At 65.4% G+C, this 18,310-nt stretch carries 13 protein-coding genes; 9 read left to right on the forward strand and 4 right to left on the reverse strand.

The window, feature by feature from the left end:
• The first annotated feature begins 46 nt into the window (after positions 1-46).
• Positions 47-1,144 carry a sugar-binding protein gene (locus ACIQF4_RS07280; RefSeq protein ID WP_350004292.1) on the forward strand — a complete coding sequence of 366 codons (1,098 nt, stop codon included), beginning with the start codon at positions 47-49 and terminating at the stop codon, positions 1,142-1,144.
• Between the two features lie 80 nt (positions 1,145-1,224).
• Here ACIQF4_RS07280 and ACIQF4_RS07285 read toward each other — a convergent pair whose 3' ends face one another.
• A complete protein-coding gene (locus tag ACIQF4_RS07285) occupies positions 1,225-2,733 on the reverse strand; it encodes a polysaccharide lyase family 1 protein (RefSeq protein ID WP_400515225.1) in 1,509 nt (502 codons plus the stop codon).
• Between the two features lie 231 nt (positions 2,734-2,964).
• Here ACIQF4_RS07285 and ACIQF4_RS07290 point away from each other — a divergent pair, with 231 nt between their 5' ends.
• The 5 genes from ACIQF4_RS07290 (at position 2,965) to ACIQF4_RS07310 (ending at position 8,740) form a co-directional block, all read left to right on the forward strand.
• Entirely contained in the window at positions 2,965-4,035 is a 1,071-nt protein-coding gene (locus ACIQF4_RS07290) for a Gfo/Idh/MocA family protein (protein ID WP_400515223.1), read from the forward strand.
• Positions 4,036-4,209: 174 nt separating this feature from the next.
• Entirely contained in the window at positions 4,210-5,169 is a 960-nt protein-coding gene (locus ACIQF4_RS07295) for a hypothetical protein (protein WP_400515221.1), read from the forward strand.
• 86 nt (positions 5,170-5,255) lie between these two features.
• Positions 5,256-6,737: a hypothetical protein gene (locus ACIQF4_RS07300; RefSeq protein ID WP_400515219.1), complete on the forward strand. Its 1,482-nt coding sequence runs from the start codon at positions 5,256-5,258 to the stop codon at positions 6,735-6,737.
• A 276-nt stretch (positions 6,738-7,013) separates the two neighbouring features.
• Entirely contained in the window at positions 7,014-8,240 is a 1,227-nt protein-coding gene (locus tag ACIQF4_RS07305) for a serine/threonine-protein kinase (protein WP_400515217.1), read from the forward strand.
• Positions 8,237-8,740: a hypothetical protein gene (locus ACIQF4_RS07310; RefSeq protein WP_400515215.1), complete on the forward strand. Its 504-nt coding sequence runs from the start codon at positions 8,237-8,239 to the stop codon at positions 8,738-8,740. The genes ACIQF4_RS07305 and ACIQF4_RS07310 overlap by 4 nt, the downstream gene beginning before the upstream one ends.
• 143 nt (positions 8,741-8,883) lie before the next feature.
• On the opposite strand, the gene ACIQF4_RS07315 is transcribed toward ACIQF4_RS07310, so the two are convergent.
• Entirely contained in the window at positions 8,884-11,106 is a 2,223-nt protein-coding gene (locus ACIQF4_RS07315; RefSeq protein ID WP_400515213.1) for a catalase, read from the reverse strand.
• Between the two features lie 166 nt (positions 11,107-11,272).
• The gene (locus ACIQF4_RS07320) at positions 11,273-13,492 is read right to left on the reverse strand and encodes an NADP-dependent isocitrate dehydrogenase (protein WP_400515211.1); all 2,220 of its coding nucleotides are present in this window, start codon (positions 13,490-13,492) and stop codon (positions 11,273-11,275) included.
• Between the two features lie 332 nt (positions 13,493-13,824).
• Between ACIQF4_RS07320 and ACIQF4_RS07325 the strand changes: the two genes are divergently transcribed.
• On the forward strand, positions 13,825-14,784 hold the full coding sequence (locus tag ACIQF4_RS07325) for a trypsin-like serine peptidase (protein ID WP_400515209.1): 960 nt from the start codon (positions 13,825-13,827) through the stop codon (positions 14,782-14,784).
• Entirely contained in the window at positions 14,768-14,941 is a 174-nt protein-coding gene (locus tag ACIQF4_RS07330) for a hypothetical protein (RefSeq protein WP_231455856.1), read from the forward strand. The genes ACIQF4_RS07325 and ACIQF4_RS07330 overlap by 17 nt, the downstream gene beginning before the upstream one ends.
• A 131-nt stretch (positions 14,942-15,072) precedes the next feature.
• On the opposite strand, the gene purH is transcribed toward ACIQF4_RS07330, so the two are convergent.
• Positions 15,073-16,758, reverse strand: coding sequence for a bifunctional phosphoribosylaminoimidazolecarboxamide formyltransferase/IMP cyclohydrolase (purH, locus tag ACIQF4_RS07335; RefSeq protein ID WP_400515207.1), 1,686 nt, complete (start codon positions 16,756-16,758; stop codon positions 15,073-15,075).
• Positions 16,759-16,900: 142 nt separating this feature from the next.
• On the opposite strand from purH, the gene ACIQF4_RS07340 reads away from it, so the two are divergent.
• Positions 16,901-18,253 (forward strand): MFS transporter, encoded by a 1,353-nt coding sequence (locus tag ACIQF4_RS07340; RefSeq protein ID WP_400515205.1) that lies wholly within the window; start codon positions 16,901-16,903, stop codon positions 18,251-18,253.
• Positions 18,254-18,310 lie beyond the last annotated feature (57 nt).

The raw sequence follows: 18,310 nt of genomic DNA on the forward strand, positions 1-18,310 counted from the left end.
TGCGGCCTGAATAGCGTTACACCACCACAAAGAAAGAGAACCAACAATGCGAATGATTGGCAAAGCAGGAAAGGCAGCAGCGGTCGCTGCCATCGCAGCACTGGCGCTGACGGGCTGCGGACGGTCGGAGACCTCCACTGGCGGCGGTACCGAGGGCGCCAGCGGCTTTGAGCAGGACTCCTCCATTGGCGTCGCCCTTCCCCAGAAGACCAGTGAAAACTGGGTACTCGCGGAAAAGCTGTTCAATGAGGGCCTCACCGAGGCAGGCTTCAAGCCTGACGTACAGTTCGCCAACGGCGGCGTGTCCGAGCAGCAGAACCAGATCAGCGCCATGGTCACCAAGGGCGCCAAGGTCATCATCGTCGGTGCCATCGACGGTTCCCAGCTGGGCACCCAGCTCAAGCAGGCCAAGGACTCCGGCGCCACCATCATCGCCTACGACCGCCTGCTGCTGAACACCGAGAACGTGGACTACTACGTGGCCTACGACAACTTCAAGGTGGGCGAGCTCCAGGGCCAGGCGCTGCTGGAAGGCCTCGAAGAGAAGAAGGGCGAAGGACCCTACAACATCGAGCTCTTCGCAGGCTCCCCCGATGACGCCAACGCAAAGGTCTTCTTCGACGGCGCCATGAGCGTCCTGAAGCCGAAGATCGATGACGGCACCCTCAAGGTCCTCTCCGGCCAGAACAGTTTCGAGCAGGCTGTTACCCAGGGCTGGAAGGCTGAAAACGCCCAGCGCCGCGCAGACACCCTGCTCACCGGCAGCTACTCAAGCGAGTCCCTGGACGGCGTTCTTTCCCCGAACGACACCCTGGCCCGCGCAGTCCTGACCTCCGTCAAGGCGGCCGGGAAGGAGCTTCCGGTTGTCACCGGCCAGGACTCGGAGGTTGAGTCCGTCAAGTCCATCATCGCTGGCGAGCAGTACTCCACCATCAACAAGGACACCCGCAAGCTCGTTGAGCACGCCATCACCATGGTGAAGGATCTCCAGGCCGGCAAGGAACTGGAAATCAACGACGAGAACTCCTACAACAACGGTGTCAAGACTGTTCCGGCCTACCTGCTGGAGCCGGTCATCGTCACCGCTGCGAACGTAAAGACCGCTTACGAAGGCGACCCGGTCCTCGAACCGATCACCAAGTAGGCAGCAGCAGGCAAAACGCCCGGTCCCCTTGGGGGCCGGGCGTTTCTGCGTGCCGGCTGTGCTGGGTTCTGCTGCCGGTCCTACTGCTTAACGGTCAGGACCCCCGGCCCCGTGAAGTTCAGCGCATGGTTCCGCACGGCCTGGGGCGTTGCGAATGCCTTGTAACTGTATGCATCCGCAGGGTCCCAGCCGACGTCGGTGCTGAAGTCCCACCCAGTCCAGTCCGGAGCAGGCTCCCCGGCGAGTGCCGCCTCTGACAGGGCCTCCGCGCGGTTCTGCTCGAAAGACGCCTGCGCCACGGCGTTGAGGTCAGCCTCATCACCATTGAACCAGGATCCGGTGTCCTTGAAACGGTGTCCGTTATAGCTGCTCACCATGATCGATTCGTCAGCTCCGGGTCCGGTGTAGTCGAAGGCGTTGCGCTCGGAGAAGATCCGCGACTCGTAGCCGGCACCCAGGAAGTAGCTGTTACCGCCCTGGCCCTCGCTGATCATGGGGTACTGCGGGTGATCGGTGCTGGCCACAAAGTAGTTGTTCAGCACATGGACTTTCCCGAACCGCACCCGGGGACCGCGCTGCTGGATATTTTCGAGGTGATTGCCGATGTAGCTGACGCGCAGTTTCCCGCCGTCCTTGTCCACATGTTCGTCACCTGACCCAAGCAGCATGGTCTTGTCGTGGTTGTACAGCTTGCTGTTCGAGACAGTCACGTAGTCGGTTCCGTCCTTGAGGTCCAAAAGGCCGTCGTGCCGGTTGGCCGGCTTGCCGTCGGGCCCGATCGGTGCCTCGCTGTCGGGAAACCGCCCGTCAGTCAGCCGGACATGGTCTATCCATAGATGGTCAGAGGTGACGGAAGAGACGGCGTCGAACCTCGCATTCCACGCGCCATCACCGTCGTCCGGGGACCAGGTGCTGAAGAAGTCCACGGGCGCTTCGACGCTGAGGTTGCGCATCACAACGTTGGTGGCGCTGAGGATCACGATGTTGGCGCCAACGAATCCTGAGTCGGCGCCAAGGCCAACCAGCGTGGTGTTGCTGGGCAGGCTCACCTCGATCTGCCGCTTCATATTGTTGCTGCCGGTCTGCCGCAGCTGCCTCTGCTTCTTGCAGTATTCATAGGTCTGGTCGCTCCAGGCCTTTCCCTCCGGCCCGAAGCAGGAAATGTACTTGTTAATGTCGTACCCCGGCGCGTAGTCCTGCTCCCCCAGTATTCGGCCATCGGGCGCCTGGTTGCCGTCGATGGTCCCGTTGACGTAGATGATCTTGGGAGCCTTGGGGTCACCGTTGTTCGCCAGCGCCGCTTTAAGCCCGGCCAGGGTGCTGACCTCATAGCGGTTTTCAGCGGGGGCGCCGGCGCCGCCGTTCGTACCACTTCCGACGGCGGCCCAGCCAGTGGGTGCCGCGTCGTCGGCCCTGATAATGCCTCCTCCAGTCGGCGCCGGACTGGCGGGCGTCATACCGGCGGATGCGGGTGCCGCCACCGCCAGCCCCGCCGCCAGCGCAAGAGCTGATCCGGATGCGGCTACTCCGCCTCCAAAGCGGAACCTGGTCCGGATGTTTGCACTTATGTTCAGTGTTTTGGACGTCATTGGCCTTTTTTCCGGCATGCCAAACAGGCCACATGCCTAGGTGCGTGCGGTTCTTGGTGAGTGCTTACCCTGCAAGAAAACGGTTTCTAGAAAAGGGTTCTTTATTCTTACGTCCCCCGCGACAATGCTGTCAAGGGTTTGTCACACTGGGCGCCGGCACGATCAGTCGCTTGCGCACTTCCCGCAGGTCATAACTGAACCCTTGCTCACCTGAGTGAGAGGATGGTCACCATGAGTGCCCCCATCGCCAAGCCGTGGCTGTCCAGCCAGTCCAACCAGGACCCCCGTTCCGCTACCGGTTCTCCCCTGCGCTGGGGAATCATCGCTACGGGCGGGATAGCCCGTTCTGTGTCACAGGACCTGGCCCTGCTGGCGGACGTTGAGCTGTACGCCGTCAGTTCCAGGGGCCAGGACACGGCGGATGCCTTTGCGGTGGCCTATGACTTCGCGAAAGCCTATGGTGACGACGGCGGCGTGCCCGGCTACCAGCGGCTGCTCGCAGACGAGCAGGTGGACGTCGTCTACGTTGCGACACCCCACGCCCAGCACCACGAGATCGTTCTCGCCGCGCTGAACGCCGGCAAGCATGTCCTGTGCGAAAAAGCGTTCACTATCAACGCTCGTGAGGCCTCAGAACTCATCGATCTTGCCCGCAGCCGCAACCTGTTCCTGATGGAAGCGGTGTGGAGCCGCTTCCTGCCGAGCATGCAGCGGGCGTTCGAGATTGCTGCGTCCGGTGAGCTGGGCGACATCCATTGGGTCACGGCAGACCTCGGCTTTCCGGCGCCCTACTCTCCCACCGCCCGGTTGTGGGCCAGGAAGGACGGCGGCGGCGCACTGCTGGACCTTTCGGTTTACCCGCTCCTGTGGGCGCTGGGCACCCTCGGATTTCCGCAGACCGTGAGTGCCACCGGGTTCATCAACGACGACGGCGTGGACGCCCAGAATGCGCTCACGCTGGGGTACAACCACGGGGCGCAGGTGCAGCTGACATCCTCACTGCTGGCGCACGGTCCCCGGACCGCCACCGTGGCAGGCAGCCTCGGTTACCTTCAAAGCGTGGGCTCCATCAACAACCCCGGCGAACTCTTGGTGTCTACGGGCTGGGACTCGCGCAGGACAGAAGCCTTCGAGGCGGTGGGCCGCGGATACGTTTACGAGCTGCGCGAGGTAACGCGCTGCATCCAGCAGGGGCTCACGGAAAGCCCGGTAATGCCGCTGGAGGACACCCTGAATACGATGCGGCTCTTTGATGGCGTCCGCGCCCAGCTCGGCGTGAGCTACCCGAACGACGGGCACTGAGCCAATCCCGGGCCTGGAACCACGGCAGATGTGACCGGTTCCGGCCGGTCTGTAATTCCTAAGATGCGAAGTTTTCAGTTTTGTCGAGTTGTTTGAGCGGACCCTAGACTTCCTGCAACATTTCGTCTTAGGCTGTAGCCATCGTCGAATGCATCAGTACTGGGGGTGGTACGCATGGCTCGTAATCGCTCGCCGTGGCGTGCCCTTCGGCCAGTGGTCCTCGCAGGCGCAGCCACCCTCACGTGGCTGACCTTGTCAGCGTCGGCCGCTTCAGCGGACACGCTGCAGGATGCAACTTCCCTGTTGGGGGGCGTCACCGGTTCAGTATCTTCGGTGGCGGAAGAGCTGCCCCTTCCCGTGGCCAGCCTTGCTAATGCCGCGCCTGCAGTCTCCGCACCGGCGCCGAGTACATCGCCGGGCCTGCTGCAGCCCGTGGCGGGGGAAGTCTCCGGGCTTGCGGACCAGGTAATCTCAGCGGTACCCGTTGTAGGCGATCTCATCCCGTCGGGAACAGTGTCGGTCATTGCAGTTCCGGTTGCCGAATCTGTGGATGCAGCAACCGCGGTGGCAGTTGAAACCGTAGTCCCATCCGTGACGGAAGCACTCCCTGTACTCGAACCGGTCCTGCAGCCCGTTGCGGACCTCGCAGCAGACACTTCAGTGCTTCCGCTTCCGGAACTTCCCTTGGCGGTTCCCGATGACGCCGTCCCGGCTGGGGCTGTGCCCCACGTAGCCGTGCCCGCAACAGTTGCCGTGCCTGCGACAACAACAGCGGCGGTGCTCTCAGAGGCGGCCAGGACAGAACCACTTGGGGTTGCGGCATCGAACGCCACCCCGGTTGGCCAGATGCTGGCAGCCACCGCCTACGTACCTCTTCAGACAGCGGTAGTCCTGCCTGATTCCGCCGAAGAGCAATCCGGTACGGCAGACCCCTCACGGGCCCCTTCCCAGGTTCCTCCCCCTCCAGGATCCGGCACCGGAAGCAGCATGCCTTCTGCCGCTGGCAGCGGGACTGCGGCATGGCTGAGCTCCTTCAACCTCACCCTCCCGCCCACCGGCATTGTCCTTGCCGGTGAGTTTTCCGAGCATGCCCCCGCACCGGTGTCTTTCGACCCCGGTTCATCTCCTGACTAGTTGAGGCACGCCTGCCCTTGCGGCAGAACGCGGCCATCCGGGTCGCTGACAAGCGGCCTTCATTCAACTTTTCAGGAGACATCACCATGAATCCCAACCTTCGCCGGGGAATGCTCGGCACCCTCTTTGCAGGCGGGCTCCTAGCCCTCAGTTGCACTGCGGCAAACGCCGCGGACACCACCAGCGGATCGGACCTTTCCGCATCCGCCCTCATCTCGGCGGCGGCGTCCGTTGACTCGACGTCGTTGGGCCAGCTGGGTGACCCAACGCCGACCGTTTCAGCGGACGCTGCCGTCGCAGCAGACGTCGCGCTTGGCGGTGCCACCGGCACGGCCACGGACACCACAGCCCTCGCCGCAGCGGTCCTCGTGGACGCCACCATTGGCGGCACCGGCACCACCGGCGAGTTCGTAGATGCCGACGTCGATGCCACCTTGGGCGGCAATGGCACCACAGGGGAACTCGTTGACGCTAACGCCGACCTGACCATCGGCGGCAACAACACGGGCACCACCGGCGACCTCGTCGACGCCAACGTCGATCTGACCATCGGCGGCAACGGCACCAGCGGCGACACCACCGGCGACCTCGCAGACGCCAACGCCGACCTCACCATCGGCGGCACCGGCACCACCGGCGAGTTCGTAGATGCCGACGTCGATGCCGCCTTGGGCGGTAGCGGCACCGGCACCACCAGCGACCTCGCAGACGCCAACGTTGACCTGACCATCGGCGGCACCGGCACCAGCGGCGACCTCGTCGACGCCAACGCCGACCTCACCATCGGCGGCAACAACACGGGCACCACCAGCGACCTCGCAGACGCCAACGTTGACCTCACCATCGGCGGGAACGGCACCGGCACCACCGGCAACCTCGCAGACGCCAACGTTGACCTCACCATCGGCGGGAACGGCACCGGCACCACCGGCAACCTCGCAGACGCCAACGTTGACCTGACCATCGGCGGCAACAACACCGGCGGCGGCACCACCGGCAACCTCGCAGACGCCAACGTTGACCTGACCATCGGCGGCAACAACACCGGCGGCGGCACCACCGGCGACCTCGCAGACGCCAACGTTGACCTGACCATCGGCGGCAACAACGGCACCACCGGCGAACTCGTCGACGCCAACGTTGATCTGGGCATCGGCGGCAACGGCACCGTCGACACCGAAAACCCGGGCACGGGAACACCAGGAACCGAGAACCCTGGCACCACTGATCCGGGTAACGGCAACGCCGGCGGCGCCGGCGCCGTGGACTCGGGAAGCACGGATCCCGGCGCTGACAACGGAACTGCGGGCACCACCGGCACCACTGGCAACGGAAGCGTCGCAGGTGCCATTGCGGGAGGAATCTCCGCAGCACCTGCTGCCGGGTCCACCGCAGTTGGCGGGGTCATCGCCGTCGACACCGCTGCAAGCATCACCGGGGCCCGCAACACGCCGGGCCAAGGGGCCACTGCGCTGGCAAAGACCGGCATGGACGCCTCCCTTGCCCCGCTCGCCCTGCTGCTTCTGGCGGCGGGACTCCTGATGCTCCGCAAGCGGAAAGTGTCGTAGCGCCGACCACCTACTGACAGCGCCTGCCCCACGCGCCTGAAGCGGCAGCAGGGGGCGGGCTGAGGGAAAGGAGGTTGGCCAGGCAACGAAACAAGACCACGCACAACATGTATTCAGCACACATGTCCTTGTGAACGGCGGTCCGGTGGCGGGAGTTTTCGCCGCCGGACCGCCGGCGTGCCGCAGTTCGCCAAACCAGGATGAATCTTCCGTTTACTCCACCGCCCGTATAATTTGAGGTACGACAGTGCCGCAGCGCACCGGGAGGAACGGGTCATGGTGGCGGAATCGCCTAGCTCCATCAAGAATGAAGTGGTCGGCGGACGTTACCGGTTGGGTGAGGTCATTGGCCGCGGCGGTATGTCATCGGTCTACTGTGCCCGCGACGAAAATTTGGGCCGCGAGGTGGCACTGAAGCTCTTCGCTCCGCAAGCCCCGGACGCCGATGAGCTGAAGCGCCAGGAAGCGGAGATCCAGCTTCTGGCCACCCTGAACCACCCCGGACTGGTGACGCTGTTCGACGCCGGTATTGATACCCGGATTCCTGACGAGCCAAGGCCCTTCCTCACCATGGAACTCGTGGAAGGCCAGGACCTGCGCGCCCGGATCCGGCACAGCACCGTACCGCTGGAGGAACTGGCCGTTATCGGCGCCGGCATCGCAGACGCATTGGCATATGTCCACGGCCTCGGAATCATCCACCGGGACATCAAGCCCGGTAATATCCTGCTGGTCCAGATCCGCCCCGGTGAACCGCTGCGGCCCAAGCTCACCGACTTTGGCATCGCGCGGATCGTCGACTCAACGCGGTTGACCGCTACGGGGACCATGGTGGGAACGGCCGCCTACCTCAGCCCCGAACAGGCGCTGGGCCAGCCGCTGGCCCCCTCCACAGACATCTACTCGCTAGGCCTGGTGCTGCTCGAATGCATCAAGGGCACAGTGGAATACCCCGGCAGCGCGGTGGAATCGGCTGTGGCGCGGCTGCACCGGGCACCGGAAATTCCCGAGGACCTACCGTCCGAATGGGCTGACCTCATCCGCTCCATGACTGCGCTCGAACCGCTGGAGCGGCCGGCCGCGGCGGACATTGAAACCGCGCTGCGCCAGGCACTGGTGTCACCGGCATCCACCCCGGGTGAACTTGCGCCGGAGACCACCAGGGTGCTGCCGGCCATGCCGTTCCACCCGCCGTCCATCACTGCCGAGGAATCTGTGGATGAGCTGCGGGAGGCTGCCGGGCCGGACGCTGCACCTGCCGGGGCGCAGGTTATGGGCACACCGCACGAGGCACTTAGCCAGGACCGAGCGAAGGACAGCAAGAAGCGGACAAAACGGTTTTGGCTGGCGGCGGTCCTGGCGCTGGTGGTTGTCGCAGCCGCGGTGGCTGCGGCCCTGATGACCCTGTCCTCCCAGTCGCCGCCCGACGTCGTGCCCTATCCCACGGTGACCGGAGTCCTGGGCGAACACCTTGAGGAGCTCCAGAAGAGCGTGGAACCGTGAGGGCCTTCCCTGTTCGACGCACGTCCGTGCTCGCGTGCTCCGCTGCCGTTTTGGCGGCCGCGCTCCTGGCCAGCTGCGCCACGACGGAGGCCGGCCTCGAGCGCGAGGCGGCACGGCAGCTGCAGGCACGCGTCCTCGAAGTGACCCAGGCGTCCTCGGAAAACGACCCCGCCGCAGCCTTGCGGGCGTTGGAGGGGCTGGAAGCCGAACTGGAAGCGGCGCAATCCGAAGGCCAGATTTCCGAGGAACGCCGCCGGAGCATCACCACGATTGCCACCGCCGTCCGGGCAGACCTCAACGAAGCGATTGCAGCGGCGGAAAAAGCGGCCGCGGACAAGGCAGCCGAAGAGGCACGGATCGCTGCGGAGCAGGCAGCCGCGGCCACTCCCCCGCCAGCCGCCGAGGTCCCCGCCCCTGCGCCAGCGCCGGCACCAGCGCCGGAGGCGGAGAAGGACGACGACAAGAAGGACAATGAGGGCAAGGGCAAAGGCAACGACTGACGCGAAGGAAGGGAGCGCCCGTCATAACGACGGCGGCGCTCCCCTCCTTAAGGGGGGCTTCCCCGGCGGGGCCCCGGTCAGTCAGCGGTTGCGTGCATCATTTGTTGCAGCAACGCCGCGGTTGCCCCGGCGACGGCGCTGGTTCAGGACTGGGCCGGCGAGGCCGGGAACCGCTCCCAGACCCTGTGTGCGGCCAGCAGCGCCGTCAGCTCAGACACCAGTGACTCGGCGTCGCCCGCGGACACGATGCCCGGGGTTTCCTGCGGGATGCCCGCTGCGGCCAAGGCTTCGGCGCCGGAATCCCATGTGCCGATTGCCTTGGCGTGCCGGTACGCTTCAGTGAGCAGCAGCACCGCCCGCGGGTCGGAGGCACCGCCGGGAGCGCCGGCCTTCGCGTCGAGTCCGGGTGCGGCGTCGGGAGCCGGGGTGGCTGGCGCCGCCACGATGACGGCATCGAACTCGGTGGAACGAGCGGTGAGGTAGGTCCGCTGAACGGGGACCCCGCCGTCGTTCTCGGCCCCAAGGAAGCCGCCCGCCGGAGCAATGACCAGCGGCACGATGCCCGCCGCGTCCAAAGCCTTCCTTGCGGCATTGACGGCGGCCAGGTCGCTGTCCCCGTCCGCAAGGATGCCCACAATCCGGCCGGCCACCGGCCAGGTCTTGCCCACCTGGGAGAGGGCGGGGCTGGGATCTGAATCCGGTACCTGTTCTGTTGCCTCCGGCGCGGGAAGGCCCAGCCCCTTCGCGACGGCGGCACACAGTTCCGCATCCACGTTGGCGAGGGCCGCGAGCTGGCGTTCGCGGATGGACTTCTCGTAGCACTTGCCCAGTTCGAACGTGTAGGCCTGGATGACGTGGTCCCGCTCCACCGGGCTGAGGCTGCGGAAGAAGAGCCGCACCTGGCTGAAGTGATCGTCAAAGGACGCCGGGTTCTTCCGCTCCTTGATGGATGCAGCCAGCTCCTCCGGGACGTCAATGAAGGCCCCCATATCCTGTCCGGCCAGGAACGGGCAGCCGCCGTCAAGCGAGTTGGGCCGGTACGGGGCCGCGCCGCCGTGGACAGCCTGCTGGTGCATGCCGTCGCGCAGCATGTCATTGACCGGTGCCTGCGGCCGGTTGATGGGGATCTGGGCGAAGTTGGGGCCGCCCAGCCGGGAGATCTGCGTGTCCAGGTAGGAAAACAGCCGCACCTGCAGCAGCGGATCGTTGGTGACGTCGATTCCGGGCACCAGGTGTCCGGGGTGGAAGGCCACCTGCTCAGTCTCGGCGAAGTAGTTCGTGGGGTTGGCGTTGAGCGTCATGACGCCGATGGGCTGGACCGGGGCCAGCTCCTCCGGGACGAACTTGGTGGGATCCAGCAGGTCGATGCCTTCAAACATCTGGTCTTCAGTGTCCGGGAAGGTCTGGACACCAAGCTCCCACTCAGGGTAGGCGCCGGCCTCGATGGCGTCGGCAAGGTCCCGGCGGTGGAAGTCCGGGTCCATGCCGTTGATGATCTGGGCTTCTTCCCACACCAGCGAGTGGACACCCTGCTTCGGCTTCCAGTGGAACTTCACCAGCGTGGTCTTGCCCTCTGCGTTGATGAAGCGGAAGGTGTGGACACCGAAGCCCTCCATGGTGCGGTACGAACGTGGGATGCCGCGGTCGGACATGTTCCACATGGTGTGGGCCTGCGCCTCGGTGTGCAGGGAAACGAAGTCCCAGAACGTGTCATGGGCGCTCTGGGCCTGAGGGATCTCGCGGTCCGGGTGCGGTTTGCCGGCGTGGATGATGTCCGGGAACTTGATGCCGTCCTGGATGAAGAAAACCGGGATGTTGTTGCCCACCAGGTCGTAGGTGCCCTCGTCCGTGTAGAACTTCGTGGAGAAGCCGCGGGTGTCACGGACCGTATCGGCGGAGCCGCGGGAGCCCAGCACTGTGGAGAACCGGACAAAGACGGGAGTCTCCACGTCCTTGGCCAGGAAGCCCGCGCGGGTGATGTTGGCTGCGGTCCCGTAGGAACGGAACACTCCATGGGCTCCTGCACCGCGGGCGTGGACCACGCGCTCGGGAATGCGTTCGTGGTCAAAGTGGGTGATCTTTTCGCGCAGGTGGTGGTCCTGCAGCAGGATGGGACCGCGGGAGCCGGCCTTCAGCGAGTGGTCAGTGTCGCCGAGGCGGAGGCCCTGCGCGGTGGTGAGGTACTGGCCGGACTGGGCGCGGGCAGTGGCCGGTGCGCCGGTGGGGCTTCCCGTGGGCGACACAGCCTCCGGTGCCTGCTGGTCCGGTTTCGGCGGCAGCGGTTCGCGCGGCGTCGTGGGTTCCTGGAGGCTGGCAGGCTCGCTGGCGGGGACACCGGGGATGTGGATATTGCTCTCTTCTGGCACGATTTTTTCTCCTCAGGATCGGCAACCTCAGCAGTCATCGGCGCAAACCGAGATACTAAGCGTACTTACTACCCTAGCAACGATTCCGGCCGCCACAAGCTCCACGCCTACCCTGAAAAACAACAAAGCGGCGTCCCGGATCTCCGGAACGCCGCTTTGAGCAGGCCTAGCTCAGCGTTGCAATAACCTTGTTGAGCGTTGCCGAAGGACGCATTACGGCAGAAGCCTTGGCGTCATCCGGGTGGTAGTAGCCGCCGATATCCACCGGCGATCCCTGGACCTCAGCCAGCTCGCCAACGATCGCCTGCTCCTTGGAGGCAAGCTCTCCGGCGATGGAGCTGAAGGAGGCGGCCAGGTCGGCGTCGTCCGTCTGCCTGGCCAGTTCCTCTGCCCAGTAGCGGGCCAGGAAGTAGTGGCTGCCGCGGTTGTCCAGCTCGCCGGCACGGCGGCTGGGCGACTTGTTCTCCAGCAGGAACGTGCCGGTGGCGCGGTCCAGGGTGTCGGCCAGGACCTGGGCGCGCTTGTTGTCCGTGGTGGTGGCCAGGTGCTCGAAGCTGACGGCCAGGGCCAGGAACTCGCCCAGGCTGTCCCAGCGCAGGTGGTTTTCCTTGAGCAGCTGCTGGACGTGCTTGGGGGCGGACCCGCCGGCACCGGTCTCGAACAGCCCGCCGCCGTTCATCAGCGGAACAACGGAGAGCATCTTGGCGCTGGTGCCCAGCTCAAGGATGGGGAACAGGTCCGTGAGGTAGTCGCGGAGGACGTTGCCGGACACGGAGATGGTGTCCTCGCCCTTGCGGATACGGTCCAGGGTGAAGGCGATGGCCTTGACCGGGGACATGATCTGGATATCCAGGCCCTCGGTGTCGTGCTCCGTGAGGTACTCGTTGACCTTGGCGATGAGGTTGGCGTCGTGGGCGCGTTCCTCATCCAGCCAGAACACAGCCGGAGTCTGGGAGGCGCGGGCGCGGGTCACGGCCAGTTTGACCCAGTCGCGGATGGGCAGGTCCTTGGTCTGGCAGGCGCGCCAGATGTCACCCTCGGAAACCTGGTGTTCGATCAGGATGTTCCCTGAACCGTCAACGATCTGGACCGTTCCGGCTTCCTGGACTTCGAACGTTTTGTCGTGGCTGCCGTATTCCTCCGCGGCCTGGGCCATAAGGCCAACGTTCGGAACGGTGCCCATGGTGGTCGGATCGTAGGCGCCGTTGGCGCGGCAGTCATCAATAACCACCTGGTAGATGCCGGCGTAAGAGCTGTCCGGGAGGACGGCCAGGGTGTCAGCTTCCTCGCCGTCCGGGCCCCACATGTGGCCGGAGCTGCGGATCATGGCGGGCATGGAGGCGTCCACGATCACGTCGCTGGGGACGTTCAGTGTGGTGATGCCCTTGTCCGAGTCCACCATCGCCAGTGCGGGACCTTCTTCGAGGCCCTTCTTGATGAGGTTCTGCACGCCTTCGCGCACGTCCTCCGGCAGGTCCTCGAGGCTGCTCAGGATGGCGGCCAGGCCGTTGTTGGGGCTGATGCCGGCGGCGGCGAGCTGCTTGCCGTAGGTCTCGAACAGCTCGGAGAAGTAGGCCTTGACCACGTGGCCGAAGATGATGGGGTCGGAGACCTTCATCATGGTGGCCTTGAGGTGTGCGGAGAACAGCACGCCCTCTTCCTTGGCGCGGGCAACCTGGGCCTGGAGGAACTCGTCCAGGGCGGCGGCGCGCATGACGGTGCCGTCGATGACCTCGCCGGCCAGGACCGGGAAGGACTTCTTCAGGACCTTGACGGAGCCGTCCTCGCGGACCAGCTGGATGGCGATGGTGCCCTGGGAGTCGATGACGACGGACTTCTCGTTGGAGCGGAAGTCGTCCTGGCCCATGGTGGCCACGTTGGTCTTCGACTCGGCAGTCCAGGCACCCATGGAGTGCGGGTTCTGGCGTGCGTAGTTCTTCACGGACAGCGGGGCGCGGCGGTCCGAGTTGCCTTCACGCAGGACCGGGTTCACGGCCGATCCCTTGATCTTGTCGTAGCGGGAACGGATTGCCGTCTCCTCGTCGGAGGACGGGTTGTCCGGGTAGTCCGGAAGGGCGTAGCCCTGCTCCTGGAGCTCGGCGATGGCGGCCTTCAACTGCGGGATCGACGCGCTGATGTTGGGCAGCTTGATGATGTTGGCTTCCGGCGTCTTCGCCAGCTCACCGAGTTCAGCAAGGGCGTCACCGATCTGCTGCTCGGGGGTCAGGTAGTCACCGAAAACGGCGATGATGCGGCCAGCGAGCGAAATGTCGCGGGTCTCCACCTCCACACCTGCTGTCGAGGCGAACGCCTCGATGATGGGCAGGAACGAATAGGTAGCCAGCATCGGCGCTTCGTCGGTGTGGGTGTAGATAATCTTGGACATGCGCGGGCGTCTCCCTGTGGGTCGGCTTGGTTGTGAAAATTCGGTCTATTTCACCATGTACAACTTACCCGAGCGCAGGGGTTTCACCCCTACCGGGGCTGCCGCGTTACCCCCGGCATGGGCCGGATTACAGCGATGGAGAACGGCCGACGCCGGCACGCACCTACGGGGCCCGACCGCCGTCGCGCTTTCCTCGCCACGCCTCCCCGGCGGGCCGCTGGAGCCCCTACATGATACGTCACTACTATTTACAAAGTTGTCATATGACGATAAATTCGCAGGGTCACTCCCGCCCCTCCCCGGGGCTATTTCCCCGTTCAGACAGGACAACAATGACACGCACCAGGTCTCTGGCTACCGGCTTCCTGAGCCTTTCAGCCGCTGCCGTTCTGGCACTCACCTCCGCCGGCGGGGCTACGGCTGCCCCGGCGGAGGACAAGACAAACCCCTCCGTAACAAGCATTGTCCTGAACACCGCCGGCGTGGCCGATTACTGGACGGCCGACCGGATGCAGAACGCCATCCCTGGTGACGTCCTCGCCGGAAAAGCCCTGGAACGCGGCAACCGCTCCAGCGCCGGGCTCGTGGAAAAGGGCAAGAAGTCCGAGGTGAGGGCCACCAAGGGCAAGCCCACCATCGCCCAGAGCGAGACCCCGGTCAAGCACATCGGCAAGGTCTTCTTCACCCTGGCTGGCTCGAACTACGTCTGCTCCGGCAACGCCGTAATCTCCGCCAATGAGAGCACCGTCTCCACGGCGGGCCACTGCCTCAACGAGGGACCGGGAGTCTTCGCTACCAACTTCGCCTTTGTGCCGGCCTACGAGAACGGCGCCGAGCCCTACGGCAAGTGGACCGCCAAGTCACTCCACGCCCCCACCCAGTGGAGCGCCGACGGGGACATGGCCTACGACACCGGCTTTGCCGTGATGAACACGCTGAACGGCCAGACCCTCACCGATGTTGTGGGCGGATCCGGCGTGGCGTTCAACGAGCCCCGCGGTCTCACCTACAAGTCCTTCGGCTACCCCGCGGCATCGCCCTTCAACGGCCAGACCCTCAAGAGCTGCACCGGAACGGCCACGAATGATCCCAACAACCCGCAGTTTGGTACCCAGGGCATCCCCTGCGACATGACCGGCGGCTCGTCAGGCGGCCCGTGGTTCATCGGCACCAGCTCCGCGGGCGTGCAGAACTCCGTCAACAGCTACGGCTACAACCGTTCCGCAGTGATGTACGGCCCGTACTGGGGATCAGTCATCCAGCAGACCTATGCCAGTGCAGCAGCCTCCTAAGGACACCCCGTCCGGCCAGGACCCCGTCAGCCACGCCGATCTGAACCAGACGCACGAGGAGATCCTCGAGTACTGGACAGCGGAACGGATGGCGGAGGCCAAGCCCCGGGAGCTGCGGCTTCCGGAGCCCGGCACCGGTGAAGACGACCAGGACTAAGCCAGCACAACGACGACGGCGCCCGTCCCCTTTTCAGGGGGCGGGCGCCGTCGTTCGTTAGCACAGCATCGATTGCTCCGAAATGGTCGTTTACGGGTCCGAAAACGACACCTACGGAGCAATGGATGGACTCAGTGGAAGAAGTGGCGTGCCCCGGTGAAGTACATGGTGACGCCCGCGGCGTTAGCCGCCGCGATAACTTCCTCGTCCCGGACGGAACCACCGGGCTGGACCACGGCGCGGACGCCGGCGTCGATCAGGATCTGCAGTCCGTCGGCGAACGGGAAGAACGCGTCGGAGGCTGCTACGGCGCCGCGGGCCCGCTGGGGTGCGCCGGAACCGCTGGCGTTGGACGCACCGCCGGCACCTTCGACGTCGGACTCCACCGTGACGCCCAGAGTGTTGGCCCGCTCCACGGCCAGGCGGCAGGAGTCCAGGCGGTTGACCTGGCCCATGCCAATTCCGACGGCGGCGCCGTCCTGGGCGAGGAGGATGGCGTTGGACTTCGCTGCGCGGCAGGCGGTCCAGGCGAAGGCGAGGTCGGCCAGGGTCTTCGCGTCCGCCGCTTCACCGGCGGCCAGGGTCCAGTTGGCGGGGTTGTCGCCGTTGGCATCCACCTTGTCCGCTACCTGGACCAGCATGCCGCCGGAGACCTGGCGGAACTCCGTGGGGTAGCGGCCGTAGCCCTCGGGCAGGGCAAGCAGGCGGATGTTCTTCTTCTTGGACAGGATCTCCACGGCTTCCGGCTCGAAGCCCGGGGCGATGACAACCTCGGTGAAAATGTCCTTGACCGTGTTGGCCATGCCCGCGGTCACGGTGCGGTTGGCCGCGATGACGCCGCCGAACGCCGAGACAGGATCGCATGCGTGTGCCTTGGCGTGGGCGTCGGCGATCGGGTCCTCGGCATCGGCGGAACCCACAGCCACGCCGCAGGGGTTGGCGTGCTTGATGATGGCCACGGCCGGCTCGCTAAAGTCGTAGGCGGCGCGGAGGGCAGCGTCCGCGTCCACGAAGTTGTTGTAACTCATGGCCTTGCCGTGCAGCTGGTCTGCCTGCGCGATGCCTACCGGGGCAGCCTTGTCCACGTAGAGGGCAGCCTGCTGGTGCGGGTTCTCGCCGTAGCGCAGCACCTCCGAGCGCTCCAGGGACAGGCCGGCGTACGCGGGCCAGTCGATGACGCCGTCGCCGTCCTCGTCCAGGAACTGGCTCGCGGTCCAGGTGGCCACGGCGTTGTCGTAGGACGCCGTGTGGGCGAACGCCTTGGCGGCCAGCCGGCGTCGTGTCTTCAAATCAAAGCCGCCCTCAGCGGCGGCGGTGACGACCTGGCCGTAGAAGGAGGGGTCCACCACAATGGCGACGGCGGCGTGGTTCTTCGCGGCGGAGCGCACCATGGCGGGGCCTCCGATGTCGATCTGCTCCACGACGTCGTCCTGGGCGGCGCCGGACTTGACGGTCTCCACGAACGGGTAGAGGTTCACCACCACAAGATCAAAGGGTTCGATCTCCATCTGGGTGAGCGTCTCCATGTGGGCCGCCACGCGGCGGTCCGCCAGGATGCCGCCGTGCACGCGCGGGTGCAGGGTCTTGACCCGGCCGTCCAGCATTTCGGGGGAACCCGTGACTTCCTCGACTTCCTGAACCGGGATGCCTGCGGCGGCAATCTTCTTGGCCGTGGAACCAGTGGAGACGAGCTTCACCCCGGCCGCATGCAGGCCCTGCGCGAGCTCCTCCAGACCGGTCTTGTCGTAAACCGAGATCAGTGCCCGGCGGATGGGAACACGGTCGATGGATACGCGCTCATGCTGCGTGAAGCTCACAAATGTCTCCGTCTTATCTCGCGGAACAGTGCCGCGGTTGGTGGGGATACGGCCCAGTTTATCCCGAAGCGGAGGTTGCCCCGCGAGTAGGCCGGAGTGTGAACCCCGGTGCGCCCGGCTAAAGTTTTCCCAGGAGGCTGCGATGAATACTTACACCACTGTGCCGAGCGGCGAACAGGTGGTCCAGGAACTGCCCTGGCGATGGAAAGTCCAGGGCAAGATCTTTTTGATCGGCGGCCTCGGCTTCATGTTCGACGCCTGGGACGTGACCCTCAACGGCATCCTCATACCTTTGCTCTCAACCCACTGGGCCCTTTCCCCGGGCGAGGTTGCCTGGGTGGGCACGTCCAACCTGATCGGTATGGCACTGGGCGCGTTCGTGTGGGGCACCATCGCGGACACCATCGGGCGCAAGAAAGCCTTCACGGCCACGCTGCTGATCTTCTCGCTCTTCACCGTCCTGGGCGCCTTCTCCCCCGACTTCATCTGGTTCTGCGTATTCCGCTTTATGGCCGGGTTCGGCCTGGGCGGCTGCATCCCGGTGGACTACGCACTGGTGGGTGAGTTCACCCCCCGCAAGCAGCGCGGCAAGGTCCTCACGGCGATGGATGGCTGGTGGCCGGTGGGGGCAGCCCTGGCAGGCTTTGTGTCCGCCGGCCTGGTGGCCCTGTACGGCGACTGGCGGCTGACCATGCTGGTGATGGTCCTGCCTGCCCTGCTGGTGTTCTGGGTCCGGCGCAGCGTTCCCGAGTCCCCGCTCTTCCTGATCCGCAAGGGCCGGCGCGAGGAGGCGGCCAAGGTGATCGACGGGCTGGTGGCCGCCACCGGTGCGGAACCCCGCGCCTACAGCCTGCCCGACGCCAGGGAGGTACCGCGGCTTTCCGCCGGCAGCGCCTGGCACCAGCTGCGGCTGGTATGGCAGTTCAACTGGAAAATCACGGCCACGGCCTGGGCACTGTTCTTCTCGATCCTGCTGGTTTACTACCTGTCCCTGACCTGGATGCCGCGGATCCTGATCGGCGCCGGCTTCGCCGAGTACAAGGCGTTCGTCACCACGGCGTCCATGGCCGCCGTCGGGCTTTTGGGCGTTATAGTCGCCGCCCTGCTGGTGGAACGGGTTGGGCGCAAGTGGATCCTGGCCATCACCGGGCCATTGTCCGCGCTGACCCTGGTGATCGTGGCTTTCGTGGTGGACATCCCCACGGCGGCGGTGTTCTGGCTGCTGGTGTTCGGGTTCGTGGTGCAGGTGGCCATCCCGGTGCTGTACGCCTACGTGTCCGAGCTGTACCCCACCGAGCTGCGCGGCACCGGTTTCGGCTGGGCCTCCACCTTCTCGCGGCTGGGCGCCGGATTCGGGCCGCTGATTTTCGCCAACTACTTCTGGCCCGAGCTGGGGCTGGCCACGTCCTTCGCCCTCGCCGGCGGGCTGGTGCTGCTGGCCGTGCTGTGGATGGCGTTCTTCTCCCCGGAAACCAAGCAGCGCCGCCTCGAGTAACCCCCCGGCCCTATGGGCGTAGCGTCAATTTCGACGCCCAAATCCGGATGCGCCACC

The organism is Pseudarthrobacter sp. NPDC092202, from assembly GCF_044755505.1.
Classification (GTDB): Bacteria; Actinomycetota; Actinomycetes; order Actinomycetales; family Micrococcaceae; genus Arthrobacter.

What these genes read in the sequence shown, in the direction of transcription:
- ACIQF4_RS07305 (WP_400515217.1), top strand. Translation starts at nt 7,014, where the DNA reads ATGGTGGCGGAATCGCCTAGCTCCATCAAGAATGAAGTGGTCGGCGGA.
- ACIQF4_RS07290 (WP_400515223.1), top strand. Translation starts at nt 2,965, where the DNA reads ATGAGTGCCCCCATCGCCAAGCCGTGGCTGTCCAGCCAGTCCAACCAG.
- ACIQF4_RS07320 (WP_400515211.1), bottom strand. Translation starts at nt 13,492, where the DNA reads ATGTCCAAGATTATCTACACCCACACCGACGAAGCGCCGATGCTGGCT.
- ACIQF4_RS07325 (WP_400515209.1), top strand. Translation starts at nt 13,825, where the DNA reads ATGACACGCACCAGGTCTCTGGCTACCGGCTTCCTGAGCCTTTCAGCC.
- ACIQF4_RS07285 (WP_400515225.1), bottom strand. Translation starts at nt 2,733, where the DNA reads ATGACGTCCAAAACACTGAACATAAGTGCAAACATCCGGACCAGGTTC.
- ACIQF4_RS07295 (WP_400515221.1), top strand. Translation starts at nt 4,210, where the DNA reads ATGGCTCGTAATCGCTCGCCGTGGCGTGCCCTTCGGCCAGTGGTCCTC.
- ACIQF4_RS07280 (WP_350004292.1), top strand. Translation starts at nt 47, where the DNA reads ATGCGAATGATTGGCAAAGCAGGAAAGGCAGCAGCGGTCGCTGCCATC.
- ACIQF4_RS07340 (WP_400515205.1), top strand. Translation starts at nt 16,901, where the DNA reads ATGAATACTTACACCACTGTGCCGAGCGGCGAACAGGTGGTCCAGGAA.
- ACIQF4_RS07300 (WP_400515219.1), top strand. Translation starts at nt 5,256, where the DNA reads ATGAATCCCAACCTTCGCCGGGGAATGCTCGGCACCCTCTTTGCAGGC.